Genomic DNA, 22,902 nt, shown 5'->3' with positions numbered 1-22,902 from the left:
CCAAGGCATCACGGGGCCATGCTGATCTACAAGATATTCAGGGCGGACGAATGGGCCGCATTGCAGGCCCAGGGCGAAACCCAGGGCGCGCCAGTCGATGTGGCGGACGGGTTCGTGCATTTCTCGACCGCGGCGCAGGCGGCGGAAACCGCCGCAAAGCACTTTGCCGGAGCCGATGGGCTGACCCTTGTCGCCTGCGACGCCGAAGCCATGGGCGACGAGTTGAAGTGGGAGGTGTCACGCAGCGGCGCGTTGTTTCCCCATCTCTACCGCAACATGCGCATGGCCGACGTGGTCTGGTCGCGCCCCCTGCCGCTGAAAGACGGCGTGCATCAATTCCCGGAGGAAATGGAATGAGCCACCATATCGACCCCGAGCGCGCGCAGTTCGAAGCGTTCAAGTCGCTCGACCGGGACCACCCGATCGAGATGCTGAACCTTGTGAAATTCCGCGCCATCGCCGTCTATCCGGACGGGCACGAAAAGGCCGGGGCGGGACTGAGCGGGGCCGAGGCCTACAGGCTTTATGGCGCCGAAACCGCGCCGATCATCGCCCGGCTTGGCGCCTCGATCATCTGGCGGGGAACGTTTCAGACCACGCTGATCGGGCCGGGTGACGAGGCGTGGGACGAGATATTTGTCGCCCGCTACCCCACTGCGCACGCGTTCCTCGAAATGGTGACGGACCCGGCCTACCAGAAGGCGGTCGTGCACCGGCAGGCGGCGGTGGAAACCTCGCGGCTGATTCGCTGTGCCCCGGCCGAGGGCGGAAAGGCGTTCGGATGAAGCTGATCGAAAAGCTGGGGCTTGCCGCGCTGCACAGCGTGGACCCGGAAACAGCGCATGGCCTGTCCATCAAGGCGCTGAAACTGGGGCTCGTCCCCCTGCCCGGCCCGGTGACCTCGCCCCGGCTGCGCACCACGCTGGCCGGGCTGGACCTGCCCAACCCCGTCGGGCTTGCCGCCGGGTTCGACAAGAACGGAGTGGCCCTGGGGCCACTGTCGCGCGCCGGTTTCGGTTTCATCGAGGTGGGCGCCGTCACGCCACGCCCGCAGCCAGGCAACCCCAAGCCGCGCCTGTTCCGGTTGACCGAAGATCGGGCCGCGATCAACCGCTTTGGCTTCAACAACGAGGGCATGGAGGCGATGGCGAAACGTCTGGCCCAGCGCCCGAAGAACGCGGTGATCGGCCTCAACCTGGGCGCCAACAAGGACAGCACCGACCGCCCCGGCGATTTCGCCAAGGTGCTGGCCCACTGTGCCGAGTATCTGGATTTCGCCACGGTCAACGTCTCGTCGCCAAACACCGAAAAGCTGCGGGATCTGCAGGGCAAGGCGGCGCTGACGGCGCTGCTGGCCGGGGTGATCGACACCCGCGATGCCCTTCCCCGCCCCTTGCCGATCTTCCTGAAGATCGCCCCCGATCTGACCGAGGCCGAGCTGGCGGACATCGCCGAGGTCGCGAAGGAAACAGGGGTGGATGCGGTCATCGCGACCAACACCACCCTGTCCCGCGAGGGTCTCAAGAGCGCCCACAAGACCGAGGCGGGTGGTTTGTCGGGCGCGCCGCTGTTTGAAAGATCCACCCGCGTTCTGGCGCGGCTCAGCCAGCTGACCGAGGGCAGCATCCCTCTGATCGGTGTCGGGGGCATCAGCAGTGCCGAGCAGGCCTATGCCAAGATCTGCGCCGGCGCCTCGGCGGTGCAATTCTACACCGCGATGGTGTTCGGTGGCCTGTCGCTGGCGGCAGAGATCGCGCATGGGCTGGACGCCCTGCTGGCCCGCGACGGGTTCGACAACGTGGCCCAGGCCGTGGGCAGCAAGAGAGAGGACTGGCTGTGATCGAATATTGGCACAATCCGCGCTGTTCGAAATCCCGCGCGGGGCTGGCGCTGTTGCAAGAGCGCGGCGTGGAACTGAAGATCAGGAAGTATCTCGAGGATGCTCCGACGCTCGAGGAACTCAAGGCCGCCAAGGCCGCCTTGGGTACTTCCGCCATCGAGATGATGCGGACCGGCGAAAAGATGTTCAAGGAACTCGGGCTGTCAAAGACCGATCCGGACGATACCCTGCTGGCCGCTATGGCCGCCAACCCGATCCTGATCGAACGTCCACTTGCCATACGGGGCGAGCGGGCCGTGATCGGCCGCCCTCCGGAAAAGCTGCTGGATCTGCTCTGACGCTCAGGTGATCTGCGCCTCGAGCCTCGGGTAACGCAGCCCGAGCGTGAGTCCCCGCGTGATGTTCAGCACCATCAGCGCGGCCCACAGTCCGTGGTTGCCGAGGGTCGGCACAAGAATGACCAAAGCGACCACATAGGCGACGACCGACTGGATCATCGCCATCCGCATGGCGCGGGTCCAGGTTGCTCCGATGTAGATGCCGTCCAGCATCCAGCTGGCGACCCCCAGAACCGGCGCAATCGCGGCCCAGACCAGGTATTCCCGCCCCGCCGCGCGCACCTCTTGCGCGGTTGCCATCAGGTCGATGATGAGGGGGCCGGCGGCGAGGAAAACAAGGCTCAACACCGCCGCGCCACCGATGCCCCATTGCGAGGCAACGATTGCGGCCCGCCGCAACTGGTGCCGATCTTTGGCCCCCACCGCGCCCCCGACCAGCGCCTCGGCGGCGAAGGCAAAGCCGTCGAGTGCGTAGGAGGTGATCGAGAGAAACTGCAACAACACCTGGTTGGCCGCCAGGTTCACGTCACCCAGATCCGAGCCGATGAACAGGAACGTGGTGAAGGACAGCGTCAGCAGAACCGAGCGCACCATGATATCGGCATTCACCTGCATCATGCGGCGCAGCCGGGCGCGGTCGAATATCCGGGCCCAGTCGTGCCACTGGTCCCCGGCAAAAGCATCGCGGCAGAGCCACAGCCCCAGTGCAAGGCCGGTCCACTCCGAAACCAGCGTCGCGGTGGCGACCCCTTCGACCCCCCAGCCCAGCCCCAGAACGAACCAGAGGTCCAGCAGGATGTTCAGCCCGTTCATCCAGACCTGCAGGATGAAAACGCCCCGCGTGCGCTCGATCGCGATCAGCCAGCCCGTCACCGCGTAAAGCGAGATCGTGGCCGGGGCGCCCCAGATACGAATTTCGAGATAGTCGCGCGTCAGCGTCTCGACCTCGGCGCTGGCCGGGGCCAGGGCAAAAGCGCCCCAGAACAGGGCTGATTGGAACAGAATGAAGGCGGCTCCGGCGGCGCTGCCCAGCAGCAGGCCACGCATCAGCAGGGCGCCGGTCTCGGCCGTATCCCCTGCCCCGCGGGCCTGAGCCGCCAACCCGGTCGTTCCCATGCGCAGGAACCCGAACACCCAATACAGCGTGGACAGAATCACGGCGCCGATACCCACGGCACCGATCGGTGCCGCCTCGCCCATCTGGCCGACGACACCGGTATCCACCGCCCCCAGCAAAGGGACCGTTGCATTGGACAGAACGATCGGCAGCGCAATGTGCAGCACACGGCGGAGCGTGATCGGCGCCGAAGCGTCCTGCATGTTCAGTCAGCCCTTGCCAGGCTTGGGCTGCGGCATCAGGAAATGCCCCGAGGCTTGCGCGAACAGCTTGGCATGGTTGTCCTGCCAGGCCTCGACCCGCACCGAGGCATAGCGGCGGCCCGAGCGGCTGATGAATGCACGGGCATAGGCATCGCGGGGCAGGCCCGAGCGCAGGTAGTCCACCGTGAAGTCGATGGTCTTGGGAAAGCGGATGTTCTCGTCTTTCAGGATGTCGTCGGCGTCGATCTCGCCACTTTCGATCCGGGGGAACAGGTGCTCCCAGCTGAGGGTGATGACCGCCGTGACCTCCAGGAAAGCTGCCGTGACGCCGCCGTGGATCGCCGGCAGGAACGGGTTGCCGATCAGCTTTTCGTCGAAATTCAACACACCGGTCAGCTCGTCGCCGCGGCGGTCGAAGCTGATGTTGAGAAAACGGATATAGGGCACACCTTCGACCAGCGCCTTGAGGGCCGCGTCTCGGCGCTGCTTAACCACCTGCATCGGTTCTGGACGGGAACGCGCCATGTTACTTGCCCTCCACCGTGAATGATCCCGACGCGGTCGCGACGGGCCGATCCTGATCGTCATCCATCGCGGTCGCGCGGACAAAAGCCACGTTCCGGGTGATATGGTAACAGGTGGCCCGGGTGGTGATGCGCTGGCCCGGCGTGGCCGCGCGCATGTAGTCGATCCGCAGGTCGATCGTGGCAGTTCCCCCCGGCGCCGAGGGGTGGCTCATCACTGCCGCGCCACAACAGGTGTCCATCATGGCCGACACGGCGCCTCCGTGAATCACGCCGGTGCGCGGATCGCCGATCAGGTCCTCGTTGTAGGGCATCGAGATTTCCGCCTCGCCCGCACCGATATACGTCAGTTCCAGCCCCAATGCCTTGGCATGAGGGATCGCCTCGATGAATTGACGCGCCAGTTTTGTCTTGTCCTGCATATGCTTGGATCCTGTCCCTGCGTTGTCCCTTTATGTTCCGTCCGCGATGCAAAGAGCAAGCCCACCTGTTGCGCTCGTCAGCACGACGCCATAGGTTGCAGTCGAGGAGAATAGGAATGTCCGACACCCGTTTGTCATTCAAGGAGATGTGCGCGGAGTTTGATGTCACCCCCCGCACCCTTCGCTATTATGAATACATCGAACTCCTGCAGCCCGACCGCGAGGGGCGCTCGAGATTCTACGGCCCGCGGGAACGTGCCCGCATGAAATTGATTCTGCGGGGCCGCAAGTTCGGCTTTCAGCTGGAAGAAATCCGCCAGTGGCTGCTGATCTACGAGGACGAGGGCAATCAGGCCCAGATGGCGGCCTTCGTCGAAATGGCCGATCGGCAGATGGAGGAACTCCGCAAGCAGCGGGAACAGTTGGACGAGGCGATGGACGAGTTGCAGCGGCTGCGCGATCAGACGGCCCAAAGCCTGGCCTGACTCGTTTCGCTGACGATGTGTCACGTCGCCGTTATCCGGGCTCTTTCGCCATTGAACCGCGACGCCAACGCAGCAATCCTCTTAATTGATGCCGATCCGCCTGCGATTCCAGACGCTGGCGCGATGGGGCAGGACATCTACGCGGGAGGTTTCCCGATGCGGCCGACACGATTCCTTTTCGCCCTCTTGCTGATTGGCCTCGCCTTCAGCCTGTCCGGCTGCGACACTGGTCCGAACGGATACGGAACGGCGCCCCCGGGCGTGTCGCAGGAAGAATGGGACGCCCAAGTCGCGGCGAAACGCCAGGCGCGGCGGGATTTCTATAGGGGTCCGCGCGGCGGAATGACCGGCCGATAACGTTTTCCCTGCCGCCGAATCCCTGCGATCAACGCAGTTTCAGGCGCAATTTTGTTGCCGCAAGGTAAGCTTACGCGACTTGATGTTACGTCAACAATTTCGTGACGCAGCGTCGAGCTTACGTTAACGTCAATCACATGTTGTAAAACGCCCATCAACTGCGCACCTCATGCCCATGGCGCAAGTGATGAGAGTTTGAGACATGACCGAAGAACTGATGACCATTCGCGAAATGTGCGAGGCCTATGACGTCACGCCCCGCACCTTGCGTTTCTACGAAGCGAAAGAGCTTCTGTTCCCGATCCGGGAAGGTCAGAAGCGGCTTTTCACCAAGCGCGACCGGGCCCGGCTGAAACTGATACTGCGCGGCAAGCGCTTCGGCTTCAGCCTCGAGGAAATCCGGCAGCTTCTGGACCTGTACCATACAGGCGACCAGCAGCTGACCCAGTTGACCCGCACCTACGAGATCGCGTGCGAGCGGCTGCGTGACATGGAAGCGCGCCGTGAAGAGCTGACGCAGGCCATCGAAGATCTTAAGGAGCAACTGAAATGGGGCGAGCAGGTGATCGCCTCGATGAAGGAAAAAAAGAAGGCCGCCGAATGAGATCGCCGGCCTGAATTCCCCGGACTTCAGACAATCAGGGAGCATCACATGCCCGTCTACAACGCCCCGACCAAAGACACACAGTTCATTCTTCACGACTTCCTGAAAATCTCGGAATCCGATATTCCGGGCTACAGCGAGCTTGAGGCCGAATTCACCGGCGCCGTGCTGGAAGAAGCCGGCAAGCTTGCAACGAATGTTCTGCACCCCCTCAACGTTGTCGGCGACAAGGAAGGATGCCGTTTCGAAAACGGTGTGGTCTATACGCCGACCGGCTTCAAGGAGGCCTTCGAGCAGGTCAAGGAAGGTGGCTGGACCGGTCTCGACATGCCCGAGGAATATGGCGGTCAGAACATGCCCTACGTTCTGGGAACCGCGGTGGGCGAGATGTTCTCGGCCGCGAACCAGGCCTTCGTCATGTATCAGGGCCTGACCCACGGCGCGGCCTCGGCGATCCTGGCCCACGGTTCGGAAGAGCAGAAGAACACCTACCTGCCCAAGATGGTGTCCTGCGAATGGACCGGCACCATGAACCTGACCGAACCCCATTGCGGCACCGACCTGGGCCTGATGCGCACCAAGGCGGAACCGCAGGCGGACGGCAGCTACAAGATCACCGGGCAGAAGATCTTCATCTCGTCGGGCGACCATGATCTGGCGGACAACATCATCCACCTGGTTCTGGCCAAGATCCCCGGTGGCCCCGAAGGCATCAAGGGCGTGTCGCTGTTCATCGTGCCCAAGTTCCTGGTGAACGAAGACGGCAGCCTGGGCGAGCGCAACGGCGTTTCGGTCGGCAAGATCGAAGAAAAGATGGGCATCCACGGCAACTCGACCTGCGTGATGAACTATGACGGCGCGACCGGCTACCTGCTGGGTCAGGAACACAAGGGCATGCGCGCCATGTTCACCATGATGAACGAAGCGCGTCTGGGCGTGGGCATGCAAGGCCTGAGCCAGGCCGAAGCCGCCTATCAGAACGCTCTCGAATACGCCAAGGACCGTCTGCAGGGCCGCGACGTGACCGGCGCCAAGAACCCCGACGGCCCGGCCGATCCGCTGATCGTGCACCCCGACATCCGCCGCAGCCTGATGGACCAGAAAAGCTTTGTGGAAGGCGCGCGGGCCTTCATCCTGTGGGGGGCAACCCTGATCGACAAGGCGCACCGCGCTGGCGACAAGGACGCAGACGGGCTGATCTCGCTGATGACCCCGGTCATCAAGGGCTTTTTGACCGACGAGGGCTATGACATGACCGTTCAGGCCCAGCAGGTCTATGGCGGCCATGGCTACATCGAGGAATGGGGCATGTCGCAATACACCCGCGACGCCCGCATCGCCATGATCTACGAAGGCGCCAACGGCGTTCAGGCGCTGGACCTGGTCGGCCGCAAGCTGGCACAGGACGGCGGCAAGCACGTCATGGCCTTCTTCGACATGGTCAAAACCTTCTGCAAGGAAAACGCCGGCAAGGACGAGGCCTATGACAAGGCGTTCATAGAACCGCTGAAAGCCGCATCCAAGGATCTTCAGGCAGCGGGCATGTATTTCATGCAGAACGGCATGACCAACCCGCACAACGCTCTGGCCGGCTCGTACGACTTCATGCACATGTTCGGCCATGTCTGCCTGGGCCTGATGTGGGCGCAGATGGCCAAGGCCGCGCAAGAGGCGTTGGATGCCGGCACGTCCGACAAGGATTTCTACGAGACCAAGATCACAACGGGCCGCTACTACATGGCGCGCCGCCTGCCTGCCACGGCCATGCACCTGACGCGCATCCAGTCGGGCGCGGATACCGTGATGGCTCTGGACGCGGCGAACTTCTGATCCCAGTCTGGCTCCGGGCACCATCGCCCGGAGCCAGAACCCCGGAGGACACCCATGCCGAAACGTTTCCGCCTGACCCGCCGCTTCCCCGTCGCGATGACCGAGGATGGCTATCGCAAGCTCAAGAGTTTCGCGCGCGAGGCAGGTCTGGACGAAGGCGAGGCCCTGTCCTTTCTTTTCGAGAATTTCAACAGCGTGATCGACGGCGAAAACCTGACTCACAGGCTGCGCCTGTTCAACGCGGAACTGGAGGAGCGCAAACGCTGAACACGTCACCGCATCACATCGACGATTGCGCGCGCGGCGCGGTCGGGAGCCTCCGGCGGGAGTATTTGGGAAAAGATGAAGCAGAGATGCGCCCCTGCCACCGGGCGCTCTCGCCATCAGGACAGGGACGACTTCACCTTTTGCGGTCATCGGCTCTCCAGCCTGTACCGCAAGGTCACCAAAGCAGACGAAAGTTAATCGAGCGTAACCGAAGCCACTTCACCTTTTTCCAAATACTCAATTCCGGCTTCGCCACACACGCCACGGGAGGAACAAGAAATGACCATCAAACTATACTGCTTTGGAGAAAGCGGGAATTCCTACAAGGCCGCTCTGGCGCTGGAGCTGTCCGGACTCGAATGGGAACCGGTTTTCGTGGATTTCTTCAACGGCGAAACCCGCACGCCTGAATACCGCGCCAACGTCAACGAGATGGGCGAGGCGCCGGTTCTGGTGGATGGCGATTTTCGCACCAGCCAGTCAGGCGCGATCCAGGCCTACGTGACCGAGAAATCCGGCAAGTTCGGCGGCAGGACCCGGGAAGAGAATTACGACATTCTGCGCTGGGTGCTGTGGGACAATCACAAGCTCAGTTCGATGGCCGGCATGACCCGTTTCCTGATGAATTTCCTGCCCGAACAGCACCGCAATCCCGACGTCATCGCGTTCAACCAAGGCCGCCTGAAAGCCGCCTACCAAGTGCTGAACGCGCATCTCGAGGGCCGCGACTGGATCGTTGGCGACGGTGTGACCAACGCCGACCTCAGCTGCTGCGGCTACCTCTATTACCCCGAGCCCTTCGGCTTTGACCGAGCCGAGTGGCCCAATATCGACGCCTGGCTGACCCGCCTCAGCGAGCAGCCCGGCTGGAAATCCCCCTATGACCTGATGCCCGGCAACCCGTCGGATCGAGCTTAAGGAGAGCATTATGACCGAAGCCTATATCTATGACGCCCTGCGCACCCCGCGCGGCAAGGGCCGCAAGGATGGCAGCCTGCACGAGGTGACCTCGCTGCGATTGTCCGCCCTGACCCTGAACGCGGTGAAAGAGCGCAACAATCTGGACGGTCACGCCGTCGAGGACGTGATCTGGGGCAACGTCACCCAGGTGATGGAACAGGGCGGCTGTCTTGCCCGTTCGGCCGTGCTGGCCTCGGATCTCGACGAGTCCATCCCCGGCCTTGCCATCAACCGCTTCTGCGCAAGCGGCATGGAGGCCGTGAACCTGGCCGCGAACCAGGTCAAGGGTGGCGCGGGCGACGCCTATATCGCGGGCGGTGTCGAGATGATGGGCCGCGTGGCCATGGGCAGCGACGGGGCGGCGATCGCCGTTGACCCGAGCATCGCGATGAAAACCTATTTCGTGCCGCAGGGCATTTCGGCCGACATCATCGCCACCGAATACGGCTTTACCCGCGACCAGGCCGACGCCCTGGCCGTTGAATCCCAGCGCCGCGCGAAAAAGGCATGGGACGAGGGTCGTTTCTCGAAATCCGTCATCACGGTGAAGGACCAGAACGGCCTGCCGATCCTCGATCATGACGAATACATGCGTCCCGGCACCGACATGCAATCGCTGGGCGCGCTGAACCCGTCCTTCCAGATGATGGGCGAACAAATGCCCGGCTTCGACAAGGTGGCGATGCTGAAATACCCGCACCTGGAAAAGATCAACCACATCCACCACGCCGGCAACTCGTCGGGCATCGTGGATGGTGCGGCGGCCGTTCTGATCGGCAACAAGGAATTCGGTGAGAAATACGGCCTCAAGCCGCGCGCGCGGATCAAGGCCACGGCCAAGATCGGCACCGACCCGACCATCATGCTGACCGGCCCGGTTCCGGTGACCGAGAAGATCCTTGCCGAGAACGGCATGAAGATCGGCGATATCGACCTGTTCGAGGTGAACGAGGCCTTTGCCTCGGTCGTGCTGCGTTTCCAGCAGGCCTTCGACGTCGATCCGGCAATCGTCAACGTCAACGGCGGCTCGATCGCCATGGGCCACCCGCTGGGGGCAACCGGCGCCATCATCATCGGCACCCTGCTGGACGAGCTGGAACGCCAGGACAAGGAAACCGGCCTCGCAACGCTGTGCATTGCCTCGGGCATGGGCGCGGCAACCATCATCGAGCGCGTGTAAGGAGAAGAACAAATGGCTGATTTCAAATACTCCGTGGACGCGGACGGCGTCGCCTTCATCACTTGGGACGCCGAAGGCAAGTCGATGAACGTCATGACCCGCGAGGCCTTTGAACTCGTGGACGGCATGATCGACAAGGCGCTTGCCGACGACGCGGTCAAGGGCATCGTCATCACCAGCGCCAAGAAGGACTTTGCCGGCGGCATGGACCTGAACACGCTGGCCGTTGTCCGCGAGGAAGCGGGCGACAACCCGGCCCAGGCCCTTTTCGACTTTGTCATGGGTGGCCACCACATCCTGCGCAAGCTGGAACTGGCGGGCATGGACCCCAAGACCAAGAAGGGCGGCAAGCCGGTGGCCTGCGCCATCAACGGCACCTGCGCCGGTATCGGCACCGAGATCGCTCTGGCCTGCCATCACCGCGTGATGACCTCGAACCCCAAGGCCAAGATCGGCCTGCCCGAGATCCTGGTGGGCATCTTCCCCGGCGGCGGCGGCACCACCCGGTATTCGCGCATGGTGGGCGCGATGGCGGCGGCCCCGGTTCTGCTGGAAGGCAAGATGATGGACCCGGCCAAGGCCAAGGGCGCAAGCCTTGTCGATGCGGTCGCCGATGACCCGGTCGCCGCGGCCAAGGAATGGGTGCTGAACGCCAAGGATGCCGATCTGGTCAAGCCGTGGGATGCCAAGGGCTACAAGATGCCCGGTGGCGCGCCCTATCATCCGGCGGGCTTCATGACTTTCGTCGGCGCGGCCGCGATGGTGAACGGCAAGACCCAGGGCGCCTTCCCGGCCCCCAAGGCGCTGCTGAGCGCGATCTACGAAGGCGCGCTGGTCGATTTCGACACCGCCCTGCGGATCGAGGCACGCTGGTTCACCAACGTCCTGATGAACCCCAGTTCTTCGGCAATGATCCGATCGCTCTTCATCAACAAGCAGGCGTTGGAAAAAGGCGCCGTGCGCCCCAAGGGCATCCCGGATCAGTCGGTCAAGAAGATCGGTGTTCTGGGCGCCGGCATGATGGGCGCGGGCATCGCGCTGGTCTCGGCGCAGGCGGGCATGGAGGTCGTGCTGATCGACCGCGATCAGGCCGCCGCCGACAAGGGCAAGGCCTATACCGAAGCCTATCTGGACAAGGGCATGAAGCGCGGCAAGGTCACGGCGGAAAAGAAAGAGGCCATGCTGGGCCTGATTACCGCAACGCCCGACCTGCAGAAGCTGGAAGGCTGTGACCTGATCATCGAAGCCGTGTTCGAGGATCCGGCGGTCAAGGCCGAGATGACCAAGAAGGTCGAAGAGATCATCCCCGAGGATTGCATCTTTGCCTCGAACACCTCGACCCTGCCGATCACCGAACTGGCCAAGGCCAGCAAGCGGCCCGATCAGTTCATCGGCATCCACTTCTTCTCGCCGGTCGAGAAGATGCTGCTGGTCGAGATCATCAAGGGCAAGGAAACCGGTGATCGCGCCGTGGCCAAGGCTCTGGACTATGTGCGCCAGATCCGCAAGACGCCGATCGTGGTCAACGATGCCCGGTTCTTCTACTGCAACCGCTGCATCATTCCCTACGTCAACGAAGGCGCTCGGATGATCACCGAAGGCGTCAGCCCGGTTCTGATCGACAACGCGGCGCGTCAGCTGGGCTTCCCCGTGGGGCCGATCCAGCTGACCGACGAGACCTCGATCGATCTGGGCGCCAAGATCGCGCGGGCGACCAAGGCGGCCATGGGCGACGCCTATCCCGAAAGCCCCGCCGACGATCTGATCTTCTGGATGGAGGAACTGGGCAGACTGGGCCGCAAGGCCAACGCCGGCTTCTTCGACTACGACGAGAAGGGCAAGCGCATCGGCTACTGGAAGGGCCTGCAAGAGAAGTATCCGCTGGCCGAAGAACAGCCGGACCTGATCGAAGTGCAGGAACGCCTGATGTTCGCGCAGGTCCTGGAGGCCGTTCGCGCGCTGGAAGAAGGTGTGCTCGAGGACATCCGCGAAGGCGATGTCGGCGCCATCCTCGCCTGGGGCTTTGCGCCGTGGTCGGGCGGCCCGCTCAGCTGGCTGGACATCATCGGAACGCCTTATGCGGCCGAGCGGTGCGACCAGTTGGCCGAGAAATATGGCGAACGCTTCGCCTGCCCGCCGCTGCTGCGCGAGATGGCCGAGAAGGGCCAGACCTTCTATGGCCGCTTCAACCCCGAAGCCAAGGCGGCCTGATAGGCAAATCGAACCGGCGCATCACCCGATGCGCCGGTTTTCCTTTGCGCGTGTCACTCGAACCGATAACCGAACCGCGCGATATCTTCCTGACAGGCATCGCCCACGGCTTCGACGCTACGTGGGGAATAGTATACCCGGTAATCCCCTGCCCGCTCCGACCGGTTGAGACGAGGCAGCTCGACCGCAAACCCCAGATGCTCGAACAGCGGTTCTGCATCCTCCCAGAAATTCTCGATACGGATATAGGCGGCGCATTGCTCGATGCCGTCCGCGCGCTGCATGTAGTGCCGCGCCGGGGCATGGCGCAACGAGGCGAGCGTGTGCGGATGCAACGCGAACCCCTCGAAATCCAACTGCCCCGCCAGCTCCACCGCCGGGTGGTCAAAGCTCTGCTTTCGCAGCCAGTGGTAATAGCTTACGACGCGATCCCAAGGGTTCCGCACCAAGGTAAAAGCGAACAGGCCAGCCAGATCATCCGGTGAAACCAAACCGTCGATATCGGCCAGCGTCGCGTGTTTCCACAACCGCCCCCGGGCCTGCACACCCCTCAGGCGCTTGCGCCGCCTCCGGGCCTTCGGCGTGTCGCCGATCAGGATATCGTCCTTCATCGCGCGGGTTTCCAGCGCCTGCGCCAGGGACGTTCCGCCCGTCTTGGGTATGTGGACAAAGACATATGCGCGACCGGGCGAGATGATCATGGCGCCACGCTAACCCGTCTGACCACCATGAAGAAACCTCAGTTCGACCGCAGGGCAATTGTCCCGCCAGCAAAGGCGATCAGCCCGATCCCGACGATCTGGGGCACTCCGAGTTCCTGCCCGAGCGCGATCCATGCAAAGAGCGGGCCAAAGATCATCACGGAATACTCGAAAACGGCGACATAGGACGGCTCGCCCAGCTGGTAGGCCTTGATCAGCATGAAAACGGCGATGGACGAACCCACCGCCTGCAACAAGACCCACGGCGCGGCCCCGCCCATAGGCCAGACCCACCCGCGCAGGACGAACCCTTCGGGGCCGGGAACAGGCTCGACCGGGAAGAGTGAAAACCCGATCAGCCCGGCCGCCCCGGCAATGCCAAGCGCCAGAACCATTCCGCCCAACAGCGCCACGGTGCTTTCACCTGCGCAGGAGGTCCGGGTTATGACGGCCGCCATGGCGTAGAACAGCCCGCCAGCAACGGGGATCAGCACCTTGGCGTCGAAGGCCTGCGGATCGGGTTGAAGAACGCAAAGTATCCCGGCGAATCCGACGATTACCGCCAGGATGCGCCATGGGCCGATCCTCTGCCCCAAGGCGACAGAGGAGATCAGCAGAACGAAGATCGGCGAAGTGAACAGGCCCGCCAACGCCTGTGCGATCGGCATCAGGGCAAGGGCGCTGAAATAGAACAGCATCGCGGTCGCGATCAAGGCGCTGCGCAGGGCAACCACCCACGGGCGTTGCGGTCTCAGGCCACCCAACCCCAACAACGACAGGCCTCCGACCAGCGGCAGCATCAGCAGCGAGCGCGTGAAGTGGAACTGCCAGAGCCCGATGTCTTCCGCCAGACGGATCACGAAATTGTCGATGACACCGATGATCGCCATCGCCGCGACCATCAGAAACGATGCCGTCATCGGCGATGTTCGTTGGACTGCCTGCATGAGCCGCCTTCTATCACCGGTTTCCCTGCCATCCTGACCTCAACGCGACACCGGCTGCCGGTTTCCGGCCAACTAGCAAAAAAACGGGGCTGCCGACTCTCTACTCGTTTGCCGTGTCAGAATTGACCATGTTAAGTTGCAGACAAAGAAAAACGAGCAGTAGTCACCCGCATGACGGCCCTGAAACAATACGAGCGGATCGAAGCAACAGGTCTGTGGCGGCCAGCGCCGGACGAGCAGCGGCGCGAGGTTGTTGTTTCCATTGGCGAGGCGACGCTTACCATTTCCGACTTCAAGGAACAGGCCTTGGCCCATTGGTCGCTTGCCGCCCTGGTGCGGCAGAACCCCGGGGATTTTCCCGCGATCTTCCATCCCGACGGGGATCCGGGCGAAACGCTGGAACTTGCGGAATCCGAAACCATCATGCTCGAGGCCATCGACCGGCTGCAAAAGGCCATCGAACGCTCGCGTCCGCGCCCGGGGCGCCTGCGGTGGCTCAGTGCCGCCGGGGTTCTGGCGGGCGTTGTTGCGCTTTTGGTCTTCTGGCTTCCGGGCGCGTTGAAACGTCACGTCGTATCGGTCGTGCCGCCGGTCAAAAGCGAGGAGATCGGAGACGCCATCCTGCGCCGGATCGAACGCGTGTCGGGCAAGGCCTGCACCTCCGAAGACGCTCGGCCGATCCTGGATCGCCTCGCGCAGCGGACGGGGGTGCGCCGGATCGTCATCCTACCCTCCGGCGTCACCGAAAGCGTGATCCTGCCCGGTGGAACCGTTCTGTTGAACCGGGAACTGATCGAGGACTACGAAGACCCCGCCGTCGCCGCCGGCTTTGTCCTTGCCGAGCGCGCCCGGGCAATGAAGCAAAAGCCGCTTTCCGATCTTCTCGGTCGCGCGGGGCCGGCGGCTTCTTTCCGGCTGCTGACGACCGGAGAACTGACCCCCGAGACCCTGGATCAGTATGGCGAGCGCATTTTGGCGGAACCGCGCCCCGCCGTCGATGACGAGGAACTGCTTTCGGTCTTTGCCCAGACCGCCCTGCCCTCGACGCCCTACGCCTACGCGCTGGATGTCACTGGGGAAACCGTTTTGGGCCTGATCGAAGCCGACCCGATGGCCGGCCGGGCATTGGAACAGATCCTGCCCGACCGTGACTGGGTGATCCTGCAGAACATCTGCGGCGGATAGCTGATAGGCGTCACCTTACTTGGTGCCGAACATCCGGTCGCCCGCATCTCCCAGACCGGGCATGATGTAGCCTTTGGAGTTCAGCTGACGGTCCACGGCTGCAGTCACGATAGGCACGTCGGGATGCGCCTCTTTCATGCGGCCGACGCCTTCGGGTGCGGCCAGAAGGCAGAGGAAGCGGATATCGTTGGCCCCGGCCTCCTTGAGCAGGTCGATGGCCGCGGCCGAACTGTTGCCGGTGGCCAGCATCGGGTCCACGACGATAACCAGCCGGTCCTTCAGCCCCTCGGGCACCTTGAAATAGTATTGAACGGGCTTCAGCGTCTCTTCATCGCGGTAAAGGCCGACAAAGCCCACGCGCGCCGACGGGACCAGTTCCAGAACCCCGTCCAGCATCCCGTTACCGGCGCGCAGGATCGACACCAGCGCCAGCTTCTTGCCGGCCAGGATGGGGGCGTCCATCTCTTCCAGCGGGGTTTCGATATGGCGCGTGGTCAGCGGCATCTCGCGGGTGATCTCATAAGCCAGAAGCAGGGTGATTTCGCGCAGCAGCTGCCGAAACACGGCAGTCGACGTGCCCTTTTCCCTCATGAGCGTGAGTTTGTGCTGAACCAGCGGGTGATCGACGACAGTCAGGTGTTCGCTCATGTCTTCTCCAGTCTTTTCTTGACCCGCGCCCGGGTTTCCTCGTCACAGAAGGCCGCGCTCAACGCCGTTTCGTTGATCGCGGCGAAATCCTCGGCCTGCCAGCCGAATGCCTTGTGCAGCATCTCATATTCCCGCCGCATGGTGGTATGGAAAAACGGCGGATCGTCGGTGGAAACGGAGACTTTCACGCCCGCATCACGCAGCTTGGCGATCGGGTGAGAGGCGAAATCATCATACAGGCCCAGAACGACGTTCGAGCCGGGGCAAACTTCCAGCGTGACGCCCCGGTCGGCCAGCTCGTGCACTAGATCAGGGTCTTCAATCGCCCGGACACCGTGGCCGATGCGTTCCACCCCCAACTCGCGCACTGCCTCGCGCACGCTGTCGGGGCCGCCGAATTCACCGGCATGCGTGGTCAGACGCAGCCCGGCCTCGCGGGCACAGTCAAAGGCCCAGGCGAAATCGCCCTGCCGCCCGACGCCCTCGTTTCCACCCATGCCAAAGCCGGTAATCCAGTCGCCGGCCGTTTCCGCCGCACACCGGGCCGAGGCCTTGGCCTGTTCGGGGCCGAAGTGGCGGACGCAGGTGACGACACCGCGCAGGGTGATGCCAAGCTTGCGCTCGGCCTCATCTGCCGCATCCTGAATCGCGTTCAGATAGTCGCGCCAGGCGTGCAGATCCCCTCCGCCGCAGAAATCGGGGCTGAGGAAGGTTTCCGAATAGACCACGCCATTGGCCGCGCTTTCCTCGAGGATCGCAAGCGTCAGGCGGCGGAAATCCTCGGGGCTTTTCAGCACCTCGCAGGCGGCTTCATATACCTCAAGAAAATGCGCGAAGCCCCTGAAATCATAGGATCCATCCGGCTTGAAGATCCCGCTCAGGTCCACCCGCTTTTCATGCGCGAGCTGCCGGATGAACGCGGGCGGCGCCGCGCCTTCATGGTGCAGGTGAAGTTCGATCTTGGGAAGCTCGGTGACGGTCACAGAAAACTCCTTCCCGGTCCTTGCGCCGGAACGCCGAGATGCCGGGCGACACTGGCGGCCACGTCGGCAAAGTTTACCTGCCCGATTTCTCCCGCGCCGCGACCGGCGATCAACACGGGGACCTGTTCGCGCGTGTGGTCGGTGCCACTCCAGGAGGGATCGTTGCCATGGTCCGCGGTCAGCACCAGCAGGTCGCCCTCGCGCAGCTTTTGCACGATCACGCCGATCTCGCGGTCGAACCATTCCAGCGCCCGGGCATATCCGCTGATGTCGCGGCGATGGCCATAGACGCTGTCGAACTCGACGAAATTGGCAAAGGTCAGGCTGCCCTCTTCTGCCTCGTCAACCAGTCGCGACAGATGCGTCATCAACTCGGCATCCGAGCCTTTGACCGAGGAATCGATACCCTGCATCGAGAAGATGTCGCCGATCTTGCCGACGCCGTGTACGCGGCGACCGGCGTCCTGCACCCAGTTGGTCAGCACGGGCGCGGGCGGCAGAATGGCGAAATCCTTGCGGTTGGTGGTGCGCGTGAACCCCTGCTCGGGCGAGCCGATGAACGGACGCGCGATCACCCGCCCCACCTTCATCGCGTGCAGGCGCGGGGCAAGGGCCTTGCACATGGCAAGCAGACGGTCGAGGCCAAAGCTTTCCTCATGCGCGGCGATCTGGAACACGCTGTCGGCAGAGGTGTAGCAGATCGGCCAGCCGGTGCGCATGTGCTCGGCCCCCAGCCTTTCGATGATGGCGGTGCCGGGCGCATGGCAATTGCCGAGAATGCCCTTGGTCCCGGCCGCCTCGGCGGCGGCGCGGGTCAGGTCTTCGGGAAAGGCCGGAACCGTGTCGGGGAAATAGTGCCACTCCCACGGCACCGGCAGCCCTGCCAGTTCCCAATGGCCCGAAGGCGTGTCCTTGCCGCGCGAATGCTCGCGCGCGCAGCCCCATAGCCCGGTCGGCGCAGTCTCCAGCCCCGGCGTGGCATCGCCCGAGGCCAGCCGGACCGCCGCGCCCAGACCCAGCGCGTCAAGATTGGGCAGGTGCAGCGGGCCAGAGCGCCCTTCCTCGGCGCGCCCCTCGGCGCAGGCCTGCGCGATATGGCCGACCGTATTGGCGCCGGTATCAGGCAGGCTGCCGTTGAAATATTGATCGGCATCCGGCGCCCCGCCGATACCGACAGAATCCATCACCACGAGAAACGCGCGCGTCACGATCCGATCCTTTCGTGAATGAGGCTCGGCACCTCGAGCGGTTTCGGGCCAATCGTGATCGCCTGCGTCACCGCCGCAGCGGCATGGCGTGCCGCATCCTCGCGTGCGGCATGGACGACCGCCAGAGGGGTGCCCTTGGAAACCGTCTGCCCAAGTCGCACGATCCCCGACAGGCCAACCGCGGGGTCGATGATATCACTCTCGACCTGCCGGCCTCCGCCCAACGCGACGACGGCAAGGCCCAGAGCCTCTCCGTCTATCGCGGTAACATAACCTGTTTCCCGTGCAGTGACCTCCTGGATCACGTTGGCCTCGGGCAAGAACCTTGCCCAATCCTCGACAAAGTGCACGGGGCCGCCAACGGCGGCCATCATCCGGCCGAATCTCTCGGCAGCGCGCCCGTCGCGGATTACCTCGCTGATCTTTGCACGACCCTCTTTTGCATCCTCGGCCAGCCCGGCGTCGGCGAGCAACACCCCACCAAGTTCCGCCGAAACTTCGACCAGCGGGGACTCCTGCCCGCCCGTGAGCGCTTTCATCACCTCGGTCACTTCCAGCGCATTGCCCAAGGCGGGTGCAAGCGGCTGGTTCATGTCGGTGATCAGGGCGGAAGTCCTGCACCCCGCGGCGTTCGCCGTTTCGGTCAGCGCCGTCGCCAATTCGCGGGCATCCTCGATGGTTTTCATGAAGGCGCCGCTGCCGACCTTGACGTCGAGAACCAGCGCCTCTAGCCCCGCGGCCAGTTTCTTGGACAGGATCGAGGCGGTGATCAGGTCCAGGCTTTCCACGGTCGCCGTCACGTCGCGGATCGCGTAAAGCCGCCTGTCGGCCGGCGCGATCTGCGCGGTCGCCCCGACGATCGCCGCGCCGGTGTCCCGAAGGATCCGTTCCAGACGGGCCTGCCCCACCTGCGTGGTGACACCGGGAATGGATTCGAGCTTGTCCAGCGTGCCGCCGGTATGCCCCAGCCCGCGCCCCGAGATCATCGGCACATAGGCCCCGCATTCGGCCAGCGCCGGGGCCAGCACAAGGCTGACGCAATCGCCCACCCCGCCCGTCGAATGCTTGTCGATGACCGGGCCATCAAGGTCCCATGTCAGAACATGGCCGCTGTCGCGCATCGCCAGCGTCAGGGCCGTCCGCCCTTCGCGGCCAAGACCGCCCATGCAGACCGCCATGGCAAGGGCGCCCGCCTGAGCGTCGCTTACGCTGCCATCGGCGAGGCCTTGGGCAAACCATGTCAGTTCCTCTGGCGTGGGCACTTCGCGCATGCGCAGTTTCGCGATGATCGAGCGTGCATCCATATGCTCAGCGCCCCACGATGTGAGAGGTGTCGAAAGCACCCGGCAGCAGTTCGGCTATGGTCATTTTCCGTTCCACACCGCCAGTGTTGGCCATGGTAACCACCACGTCGCCCTTGCCGAATTCCGCCAGTTTCTGCCGACAACCGCCGCAGGGGGTAACGGGCTCGGGGCTGTCGGCGACGACGAACACCTCAGTCAACTCGGTGTCGCCCGCCGCGACCATGGCCGCGATTGCACCGGCCTCGGCGCAGGTCCCCTCGGGGTAGGACACGTTTTCCACGTTGCACCCCGAGTAGATCGCCCCCGAGGCCGCACGAACAGCCGCGCCCACCTTGAACTTTGAATAGGGCGCATGGGCGTTTTCACGGACTTTCAGCGCAGCGTCCTTGAGAGACATGGCGATTCCCCAATTTTTTATCATCTGGTCAGAAACACATACCCTAATTGAAACCGCCGGGGGAGTTGAAGCCCCTGCTTTTCTCGATTTTCCGGCGGCACTTCGCTCAGCCCAGCGTTGGACTGATCATTGCCTGAACAGTTGTGCCTCAGGAACATAGCCCGGCCTCAAGTTGGCCGGATCATGGCATTCTCCTCGGGCCAACGATGCGGAACTCCGCCTGCGACCCTGTAGCCCGAAATCGGGTGTTCCCCCTGCGCCAAGGATAGTTTAACACTAAACTAAATATTTCAGGGAATATCCGTCATGTCCGACACCTCCAACCTGCGCCAGGCCGCGCTTGAGTATCACGAGCATCCGAAACCCGGAAAACTCGAGGTCCGCGCGACCAAACCGATGGCGAACGGGCGCGACCTGTCGCGGGCCTACTCACCCGGCGTTGCCGAGGCTTGCGTGGAAATCAAGAACGACACAGCCAATGCCGAGCGTTTCACTGCACGGGGCAATCTTGTAGCGGTCGTATCGAACGGCACGGCGGTTCTGGGCCTTGGCAATATCGGCGCGCTGGCCTCGAAGCCGGTGATGGAGGGCAAGGCGGTCCTGTTCAAGAAGTTCGCCAATATCGACTGCTTCGACCTCGAGGTGGAGGAGCAAGACCCTGAAAAACTGGCGGAGATCGTGTGTGCGCTGGAACCCACCTTCGGCGCCATCAACCTCGAGGACATCAAGGCGCCCGACTGCTTCATCGTCGAAAAGATCTGCCGCGAGCGGATGAACATTCCCGTGTTCCACGACGACCAGCACGGAACGGCCATTGTCGTCGGGGCTGCGGCCAAGAATGCCCTGCATGTGGCGGGCAAGCGGTTCGAAGACATCAAGATCGTCTCGACGGGCGGCGGTGCGGCCGGAATCGCCTGCCTGAACATGTTGGTGAAGCTTGGTGTCAAGCGCCAGAACATCTGGCTGTGCGATATTCACGGGCTGGTCTACGAGGGCCGGACCGAGGACATGAACCCTCAGAAAGCCGCCTTTGCGCAAAAGACCGACCTGCGTACGCTGGATCAGGTGATCGACGGGGCGGACCTGTTCCTGGGTCTGTCCGGGCCGAATGTCCTGAAGCCCGAGATGGTGGCCAAGATGGCCGACCGCCCGATCATCTTTGCGCTTGCCAACCCGACGCCCGAGATCCTGCCCGACGTGGCGCGCGAAGTCGCCCCCGACGCGATCATCGCAACCGGGCGCAGCGATTTTCCCAACCAGGTCAACAACGTGCTGTGCTTCCCCTTCATCTTCCGCGGTGCGCTGGACGTGGGCGCGACCGAGATCAACGATGCCATGCAGATCGCCTGCGTGGACGGAATCGCGGAACTGGCCCGCGCCACGACCAGCGCCGAGGCCGCGGCAGCCTACAAGGGCGAACAGCTGACCTTTGGCGCTGAATACCTGATCCCCAAACCCTTCGACCCGCGCCTGGTGGGCGTGGTCTCCTCTTCGGTCGCCAAAGCCGCGATGGAAAGCGGCGTGGCAAGACGGCCGATCAAGGATCTGGAGGCTTACAAGGAACAGCTGAACCAGACCGTGTTCAAGTCGGCGCTGCTGATGCGGCCGGTTTTCGAAGCCGCCAAGGCAGCGGCGCGCCGCATCGTCTTTGCCGAGGGCGAGGACGAACGGGTGCTGCGCGCGGCGCAGGCCATTCTGGAAGAGACCACCGAGACGCCGATCCTGATTGGCCGCCCCGAGGTGATCGAGGCCCGCTGCGAGCGGATCGGCCTTGCGGTTCGGCCGGGCCGGGACTTCCAGATCGTGAACCCGGAAAACGATCCGCGCTACTACGACTACTGGAACTCGTACCACCAGATCATGCAGCGTCGGGGCGTGACGCCGGACCTGGCCAAGGCGATCATGCGCACGAACACCACCGCCATCGGCGCGATCATGGTGCATCGGGGCGAGGCAGACAGCCTGATCTGCGGCACGTTCGGCGAGTATCACTGGCATCTGAACTATGTCGAACAGGTGCTTGCCGACGGTGATCTGCGCGCGCATGGCGCCCTGTCGCTGATGATCCTCGAAGATGGCCCGCTGTTCATCGCCGACACCCATGTCCGCCAGTTGCCGACCCCCGAGGAACTGGCCGAGATCACCCTTGGCGCCGCGCGCCACGTCCGCCGCTTTGGCCTGGAGCCCAAGATCGCCTTCTGCTCGCAGTCACAATTCGGCAATCAGCGCGAAGGGTCGGGCAAACGCCTGAGGGCGGCGATCGAGATACTCGACAGCCAGCCGCGCGATTTCACCTATGAAGGCGAAATGAACCTCGACACCGCGCTGGACCCCGAACTGCGGCAGCGGATCTTTCCGAACTCGCGCCTGGAGGGGGCGGCCAACGTGCTGATCTTTGCCCATGCAGACGCGGCCAGTGGCGTGCGCAACGTCCTCAAGATGAAGGCCAACGGCATCGAGGTCGGCCCGATCCTGATGGGCATGGGCAACAAGGCCCATATCGTGTCGCCGTCGATCACCGCCCGCGGGCTGCTCAACATGGCGGCCATTGCCGGAACGCCGGTCGCGCATTACGGTTGAAACCGGCGGCCGTATTTCTGGCCGCCCTGTCCAGGGAGGTCAGCATGAAGGGGCATTGCCACTGTGGGGCGGTGCGATGGGAAAGCGATGGTGAGGTGGCCTGGAGCTGCTATTGCCATTGCTCCGACTGCCGCCGGATCTGCGCATCACCTGTTACGGCATTTTTCGGGTTGCCACATGGTTCGGTCAAATGGATCGGAGACGAACCGCAGGTCTACAACTCATCTGAAGGCGTCGAGCGCCTGTTCTGCGGCATTTGCGGGACGCAGATGGCCTATCGCAATGCCAAAGACCGGGTGAACATTCATCTCTACATTGCAACGCTGGAAGCCCACGAGGAATTGCCGCCGCGGTTCCATGTGTTCCATTCGGATCGTCTGAAGTGGTTTGATACCGACGACAGGTTGCCGCGCTATGCGAAGACAGCAGGGTAGCCGCCGATTCCCGCCGGCCCCAAGTTTGCAGCAAAGGAATTTGCAGTTTTGCAAAACGGTCACAAATTTCCGCTTTCATGCCGCTTGATCCTTGATTTGCAAAACTTTGCAGTCAAAATTTCGCCAAGATGCAAAGTTTTTGCGATAAACTGACGCGTCGTCATTCACGCTGCTTGC

At 63.2% G+C, this 22,902-nt stretch carries 25 protein-coding genes; 15 read left to right on the top strand and 10 right to left on the bottom strand.

Features of this window, described 5'->3' with window-relative positions; genetic code table 11:
• The first annotated feature begins 18 nt into the window (after nt 1-18).
• The 4 genes from AVO45_RS00615 to arsC are packed head-to-tail and all read left to right on the top strand — an operon-like array spanning nt 19 to nt 2,178.
• Entirely contained in the window at nt 19-357 is a 339-nt protein-coding gene (locus AVO45_RS00615) for a DUF952 domain-containing protein (protein ID WP_068343341.1), read from the top strand.
• Complete coding sequence (locus tag AVO45_RS00610; protein WP_068343339.1) at nt 354-785, top strand: DUF1330 domain-containing protein; 432 nt, start codon at nt 354-356, stop codon at nt 783-785. Before AVO45_RS00615 ends, AVO45_RS00610 begins: the two co-directional genes overlap by 4 nt.
• Nucleotides 782-1,840 carry a quinone-dependent dihydroorotate dehydrogenase gene (locus AVO45_RS00605; protein WP_068343336.1) on the top strand — a complete coding sequence of 353 codons (1,059 nt, stop codon included), beginning with the start codon at nt 782-784 and terminating at the stop codon, nt 1,838-1,840. The genes AVO45_RS00610 and AVO45_RS00605 overlap by 4 nt, the downstream gene beginning before the upstream one ends.
• Nucleotides 1,837-2,178, top strand: a complete 342-nt coding sequence (gene arsC / locus AVO45_RS00600; protein ID WP_068343334.1) for an arsenate reductase (glutaredoxin) — start codon at nt 1,837-1,839, stop codon at nt 2,176-2,178. The genes AVO45_RS00605 and arsC overlap by 4 nt, the downstream gene beginning before the upstream one ends.
• Nucleotides 2,179-2,181: 3 nt before the next feature.
• On the opposite strand, the gene AVO45_RS00595 is transcribed toward arsC, so the two are convergent.
• The 3 genes from AVO45_RS00595 to AVO45_RS00585 are packed head-to-tail and all read right to left on the bottom strand — an operon-like array spanning nt 2,182 to nt 4,444.
• Complete coding sequence (locus AVO45_RS00595) at nt 2,182-3,498, bottom strand: MATE family efflux transporter (RefSeq protein ID WP_068343331.1); 1,317 nt, start codon at nt 3,496-3,498, stop codon at nt 2,182-2,184.
• A gap of 6 nt (nt 3,499-3,504) precedes the next feature.
• Nucleotides 3,505-4,023: a PaaI family thioesterase gene (locus AVO45_RS00590; protein ID WP_068343329.1), complete on the bottom strand. Its 519-nt coding sequence runs from the start codon at nt 4,021-4,023 to the stop codon at nt 3,505-3,507.
• A 1-nt stretch (nt 4,024) separates the two neighbouring features.
• Nucleotides 4,025-4,444: a PaaI family thioesterase gene (locus AVO45_RS00585; protein ID WP_068343326.1), complete on the bottom strand. Its 420-nt coding sequence runs from the start codon at nt 4,442-4,444 to the stop codon at nt 4,025-4,027.
• A 116-nt stretch (nt 4,445-4,560) separates the two neighbouring features.
• Between AVO45_RS00585 and AVO45_RS00580 the strand changes: the two genes are divergently transcribed.
• The 8 genes from AVO45_RS00580 to AVO45_RS00545 all read left to right on the top strand — a co-directional run bounded on the left by AVO45_RS00580 (nt 4,561) and on the right by AVO45_RS00545 (nt 12,338).
• The gene (locus AVO45_RS00580; RefSeq protein WP_068343320.1) at nt 4,561-4,929 is read left to right on the top strand and encodes a MerR family transcriptional regulator; all 369 of its coding nucleotides are present in this window, start codon (nt 4,561-4,563) and stop codon (nt 4,927-4,929) included.
• 15 nt (nt 4,930-4,944) lie between these two features.
• A complete protein-coding gene (locus AVO45_RS00575; RefSeq protein ID WP_068343317.1) occupies nt 4,945-5,286 on the top strand; it encodes a hypothetical protein in 342 nt (113 codons plus the stop codon).
• A 202-nt stretch (nt 5,287-5,488) separates the two neighbouring features.
• Nucleotides 5,489-5,890: a MerR family transcriptional regulator gene (locus AVO45_RS00570; protein WP_068343314.1), complete on the top strand. Its 402-nt coding sequence runs from the start codon at nt 5,489-5,491 to the stop codon at nt 5,888-5,890.
• A 48-nt stretch (nt 5,891-5,938) separates the two neighbouring features.
• Complete coding sequence (locus AVO45_RS00565) at nt 5,939-7,720, top strand: acyl-CoA dehydrogenase C-terminal domain-containing protein (protein ID WP_068343311.1); 1,782 nt, start codon at nt 5,939-5,941, stop codon at nt 7,718-7,720.
• Between the two features lie 54 nt (nt 7,721-7,774).
• Nucleotides 7,775-7,987: a hypothetical protein gene (locus AVO45_RS00560; RefSeq protein WP_068343309.1), complete on the top strand. Its 213-nt coding sequence runs from the start codon at nt 7,775-7,777 to the stop codon at nt 7,985-7,987.
• A 279-nt stretch (nt 7,988-8,266) separates the two neighbouring features.
• Nucleotides 8,267-8,905 carry a glutathione S-transferase family protein gene (locus tag AVO45_RS00555; RefSeq protein ID WP_068343307.1) on the top strand — a complete coding sequence of 213 codons (639 nt, stop codon included), beginning with the start codon at nt 8,267-8,269 and terminating at the stop codon, nt 8,903-8,905.
• A 10-nt stretch (nt 8,906-8,915) separates the two neighbouring features.
• Entirely contained in the window at nt 8,916-10,127 is a 1,212-nt protein-coding gene (locus AVO45_RS00550; RefSeq protein WP_068343305.1) for an acetyl-CoA C-acetyltransferase, read from the top strand.
• A 12-nt stretch (nt 10,128-10,139) separates the two neighbouring features.
• Nucleotides 10,140-12,338, top strand: coding sequence for a 3-hydroxyacyl-CoA dehydrogenase NAD-binding domain-containing protein (locus AVO45_RS00545; RefSeq protein ID WP_068343303.1), 2,199 nt, complete (start codon nt 10,140-10,142; stop codon nt 12,336-12,338).
• A 53-nt stretch (nt 12,339-12,391) separates the two neighbouring features.
• Here AVO45_RS00545 and AVO45_RS00540 read toward each other — a convergent pair whose 3' ends face one another.
• Nucleotides 12,392-13,039 (bottom strand): sulfotransferase family 2 domain-containing protein, encoded by a 648-nt coding sequence (locus tag AVO45_RS00540; protein WP_068343299.1) that lies wholly within the window; start codon nt 13,037-13,039, stop codon nt 12,392-12,394.
• 38 nt (nt 13,040-13,077) lie between these two features.
• A complete protein-coding gene (locus tag AVO45_RS00535) occupies nt 13,078-13,959 on the bottom strand; it encodes a DMT family transporter (protein ID WP_240482032.1) in 882 nt (293 codons plus the stop codon).
• Nucleotides 13,960-14,157: 198 nt separating this feature from the next.
• Between AVO45_RS00535 and AVO45_RS00530 the strand changes: the two genes are divergently transcribed.
• On the top strand, nt 14,158-15,171 hold the full coding sequence (locus AVO45_RS00530; RefSeq protein WP_068343295.1) for a hypothetical protein: 1,014 nt from the start codon (nt 14,158-14,160) through the stop codon (nt 15,169-15,171).
• Nucleotides 15,172-15,186: 15 nt separating this feature from the next.
• Here the strand turns inward: AVO45_RS00530 and upp are convergent, their stop codons facing one another.
• From upp to AVO45_RS00505, 5 genes are read right to left on the bottom strand one after another with little or no spacing between them, the layout of a single operon-like run.
• Entirely contained in the window at nt 15,187-15,819 is a 633-nt protein-coding gene (upp, locus tag AVO45_RS00525; protein WP_068343293.1) for a uracil phosphoribosyltransferase, read from the bottom strand.
• Complete coding sequence (locus AVO45_RS00520; protein WP_068343290.1) at nt 15,816-16,802, bottom strand: adenosine deaminase; 987 nt, start codon at nt 16,800-16,802, stop codon at nt 15,816-15,818. The genes upp and AVO45_RS00520 overlap by 4 nt, the downstream gene beginning before the upstream one ends.
• Entirely contained in the window at nt 16,799-18,010 is a 1,212-nt protein-coding gene (locus AVO45_RS00515) for a phosphopentomutase (RefSeq protein WP_068343287.1), read from the bottom strand. The genes AVO45_RS00520 and AVO45_RS00515 overlap by 4 nt, the downstream gene beginning before the upstream one ends.
• Nucleotides 18,007-19,314, bottom strand: a complete 1,308-nt coding sequence (locus AVO45_RS00510; RefSeq protein ID WP_068343284.1) for a thymidine phosphorylase — start codon at nt 19,312-19,314, stop codon at nt 18,007-18,009. The genes AVO45_RS00515 and AVO45_RS00510 overlap by 4 nt, the downstream gene beginning before the upstream one ends.
• A gap of 4 nt (nt 19,315-19,318) precedes the next feature.
• Complete coding sequence (locus AVO45_RS00505) at nt 19,319-19,711, bottom strand: cytidine deaminase (RefSeq protein WP_068343282.1); 393 nt, start codon at nt 19,709-19,711, stop codon at nt 19,319-19,321.
• A 306-nt stretch (nt 19,712-20,017) separates the two neighbouring features.
• Between AVO45_RS00505 and AVO45_RS00500 the strand changes: the two genes are divergently transcribed.
• Nucleotides 20,018-22,291, top strand: coding sequence for an NADP-dependent malic enzyme (locus AVO45_RS00500; RefSeq protein WP_068343280.1), 2,274 nt, complete (start codon nt 20,018-20,020; stop codon nt 22,289-22,291).
• On the top strand, nt 22,288-22,725 hold the full coding sequence (locus tag AVO45_RS00495) for a GFA family protein (protein ID WP_240482031.1): 438 nt from the start codon (nt 22,288-22,290) through the stop codon (nt 22,723-22,725). Before AVO45_RS00500 ends, AVO45_RS00495 begins: the two co-directional genes overlap by 4 nt.
• The last annotated feature ends 177 nt before the right edge of the window (nt 22,726-22,902 follow it).

This window comes from Ruegeria marisrubri, assembly GCF_001507595.1.
GTDB classification, from domain to species: Bacteria; Pseudomonadota; Alphaproteobacteria; order Rhodobacterales; family Rhodobacteraceae; genus Ruegeria; species Ruegeria marisrubri.
The sequence above is the reverse complement of the archived record's forward strand: the minus strand, read 5'-3'. Positions and strand labels throughout refer to the sequence as shown.

Excerpts from the sequence above, each read along its gene's own strand:
- AVO45_RS00565 (WP_068343311.1), top strand. The coding sequence starts at position 5,939 with ATGCCCGTCTACAACGCCCCGACCAAAGACACACAGTTCATTCTTCAC.
- AVO45_RS00595 (WP_068343331.1), bottom strand. The coding sequence starts at position 3,498 with ATGCAGGACGCTTCGGCGCCGATCACGCTCCGCCGTGTGCTGCACATT.
- AVO45_RS00545 (WP_068343303.1), top strand. The coding sequence starts at position 10,140 with ATGGCTGATTTCAAATACTCCGTGGACGCGGACGGCGTCGCCTTCATC.
- AVO45_RS00535 (WP_240482032.1), bottom strand. The coding sequence starts at position 13,959 with ATGACGGCATCGTTTCTGATGGTCGCGGCGATGGCGATCATCGGTGTC.
- AVO45_RS00590 (WP_068343329.1), bottom strand. The coding sequence starts at position 4,023 with ATGGCGCGTTCCCGTCCAGAACCGATGCAGGTGGTTAAGCAGCGCCGA.
- AVO45_RS00540 (WP_068343299.1), bottom strand. The coding sequence starts at position 13,039 with ATGATCATCTCGCCCGGTCGCGCATATGTCTTTGTCCACATACCCAAG.
- AVO45_RS00615 (WP_068343341.1), top strand. The coding sequence starts at position 19 with ATGCTGATCTACAAGATATTCAGGGCGGACGAATGGGCCGCATTGCAG.
- AVO45_RS00610 (WP_068343339.1), top strand. The coding sequence starts at position 354 with ATGAGCCACCATATCGACCCCGAGCGCGCGCAGTTCGAAGCGTTCAAG.
- AVO45_RS00605 (WP_068343336.1), top strand. The coding sequence starts at position 782 with ATGAAGCTGATCGAAAAGCTGGGGCTTGCCGCGCTGCACAGCGTGGAC.
- AVO45_RS00585 (WP_068343326.1), bottom strand. The coding sequence starts at position 4,444 with ATGCAGGACAAGACAAAACTGGCGCGTCAATTCATCGAGGCGATCCCT.
- AVO45_RS00555 (WP_068343307.1), top strand. The coding sequence starts at position 8,267 with ATGACCATCAAACTATACTGCTTTGGAGAAAGCGGGAATTCCTACAAG.
- AVO45_RS00570 (WP_068343314.1), top strand. The coding sequence starts at position 5,489 with ATGACCGAAGAACTGATGACCATTCGCGAAATGTGCGAGGCCTATGAC.
- AVO45_RS00500 (WP_068343280.1), top strand. The coding sequence starts at position 20,018 with ATGTCCGACACCTCCAACCTGCGCCAGGCCGCGCTTGAGTATCACGAG.
- AVO45_RS00575 (WP_068343317.1), top strand. The coding sequence starts at position 4,945 with ATGTGTCACGTCGCCGTTATCCGGGCTCTTTCGCCATTGAACCGCGAC.
- AVO45_RS00505 (WP_068343282.1), bottom strand. The coding sequence starts at position 19,711 with ATGTCTCTCAAGGACGCTGCGCTGAAAGTCCGTGAAAACGCCCATGCG.
- upp (WP_068343293.1), bottom strand. The coding sequence starts at position 15,819 with ATGAGCGAACACCTGACTGTCGTCGATCACCCGCTGGTTCAGCACAAA.
- AVO45_RS00530 (WP_068343295.1), top strand. The coding sequence starts at position 14,158 with ATGACGGCCCTGAAACAATACGAGCGGATCGAAGCAACAGGTCTGTGG.
- AVO45_RS00580 (WP_068343320.1), top strand. The coding sequence starts at position 4,561 with ATGTCCGACACCCGTTTGTCATTCAAGGAGATGTGCGCGGAGTTTGAT.
- AVO45_RS00510 (WP_068343284.1), bottom strand. The coding sequence starts at position 19,314 with ATGGATGCACGCTCGATCATCGCGAAACTGCGCATGCGCGAAGTGCCC.
- AVO45_RS00550 (WP_068343305.1), top strand. The coding sequence starts at position 8,916 with ATGACCGAAGCCTATATCTATGACGCCCTGCGCACCCCGCGCGGCAAG.
- AVO45_RS00560 (WP_068343309.1), top strand. The coding sequence starts at position 7,775 with ATGCCGAAACGTTTCCGCCTGACCCGCCGCTTCCCCGTCGCGATGACC.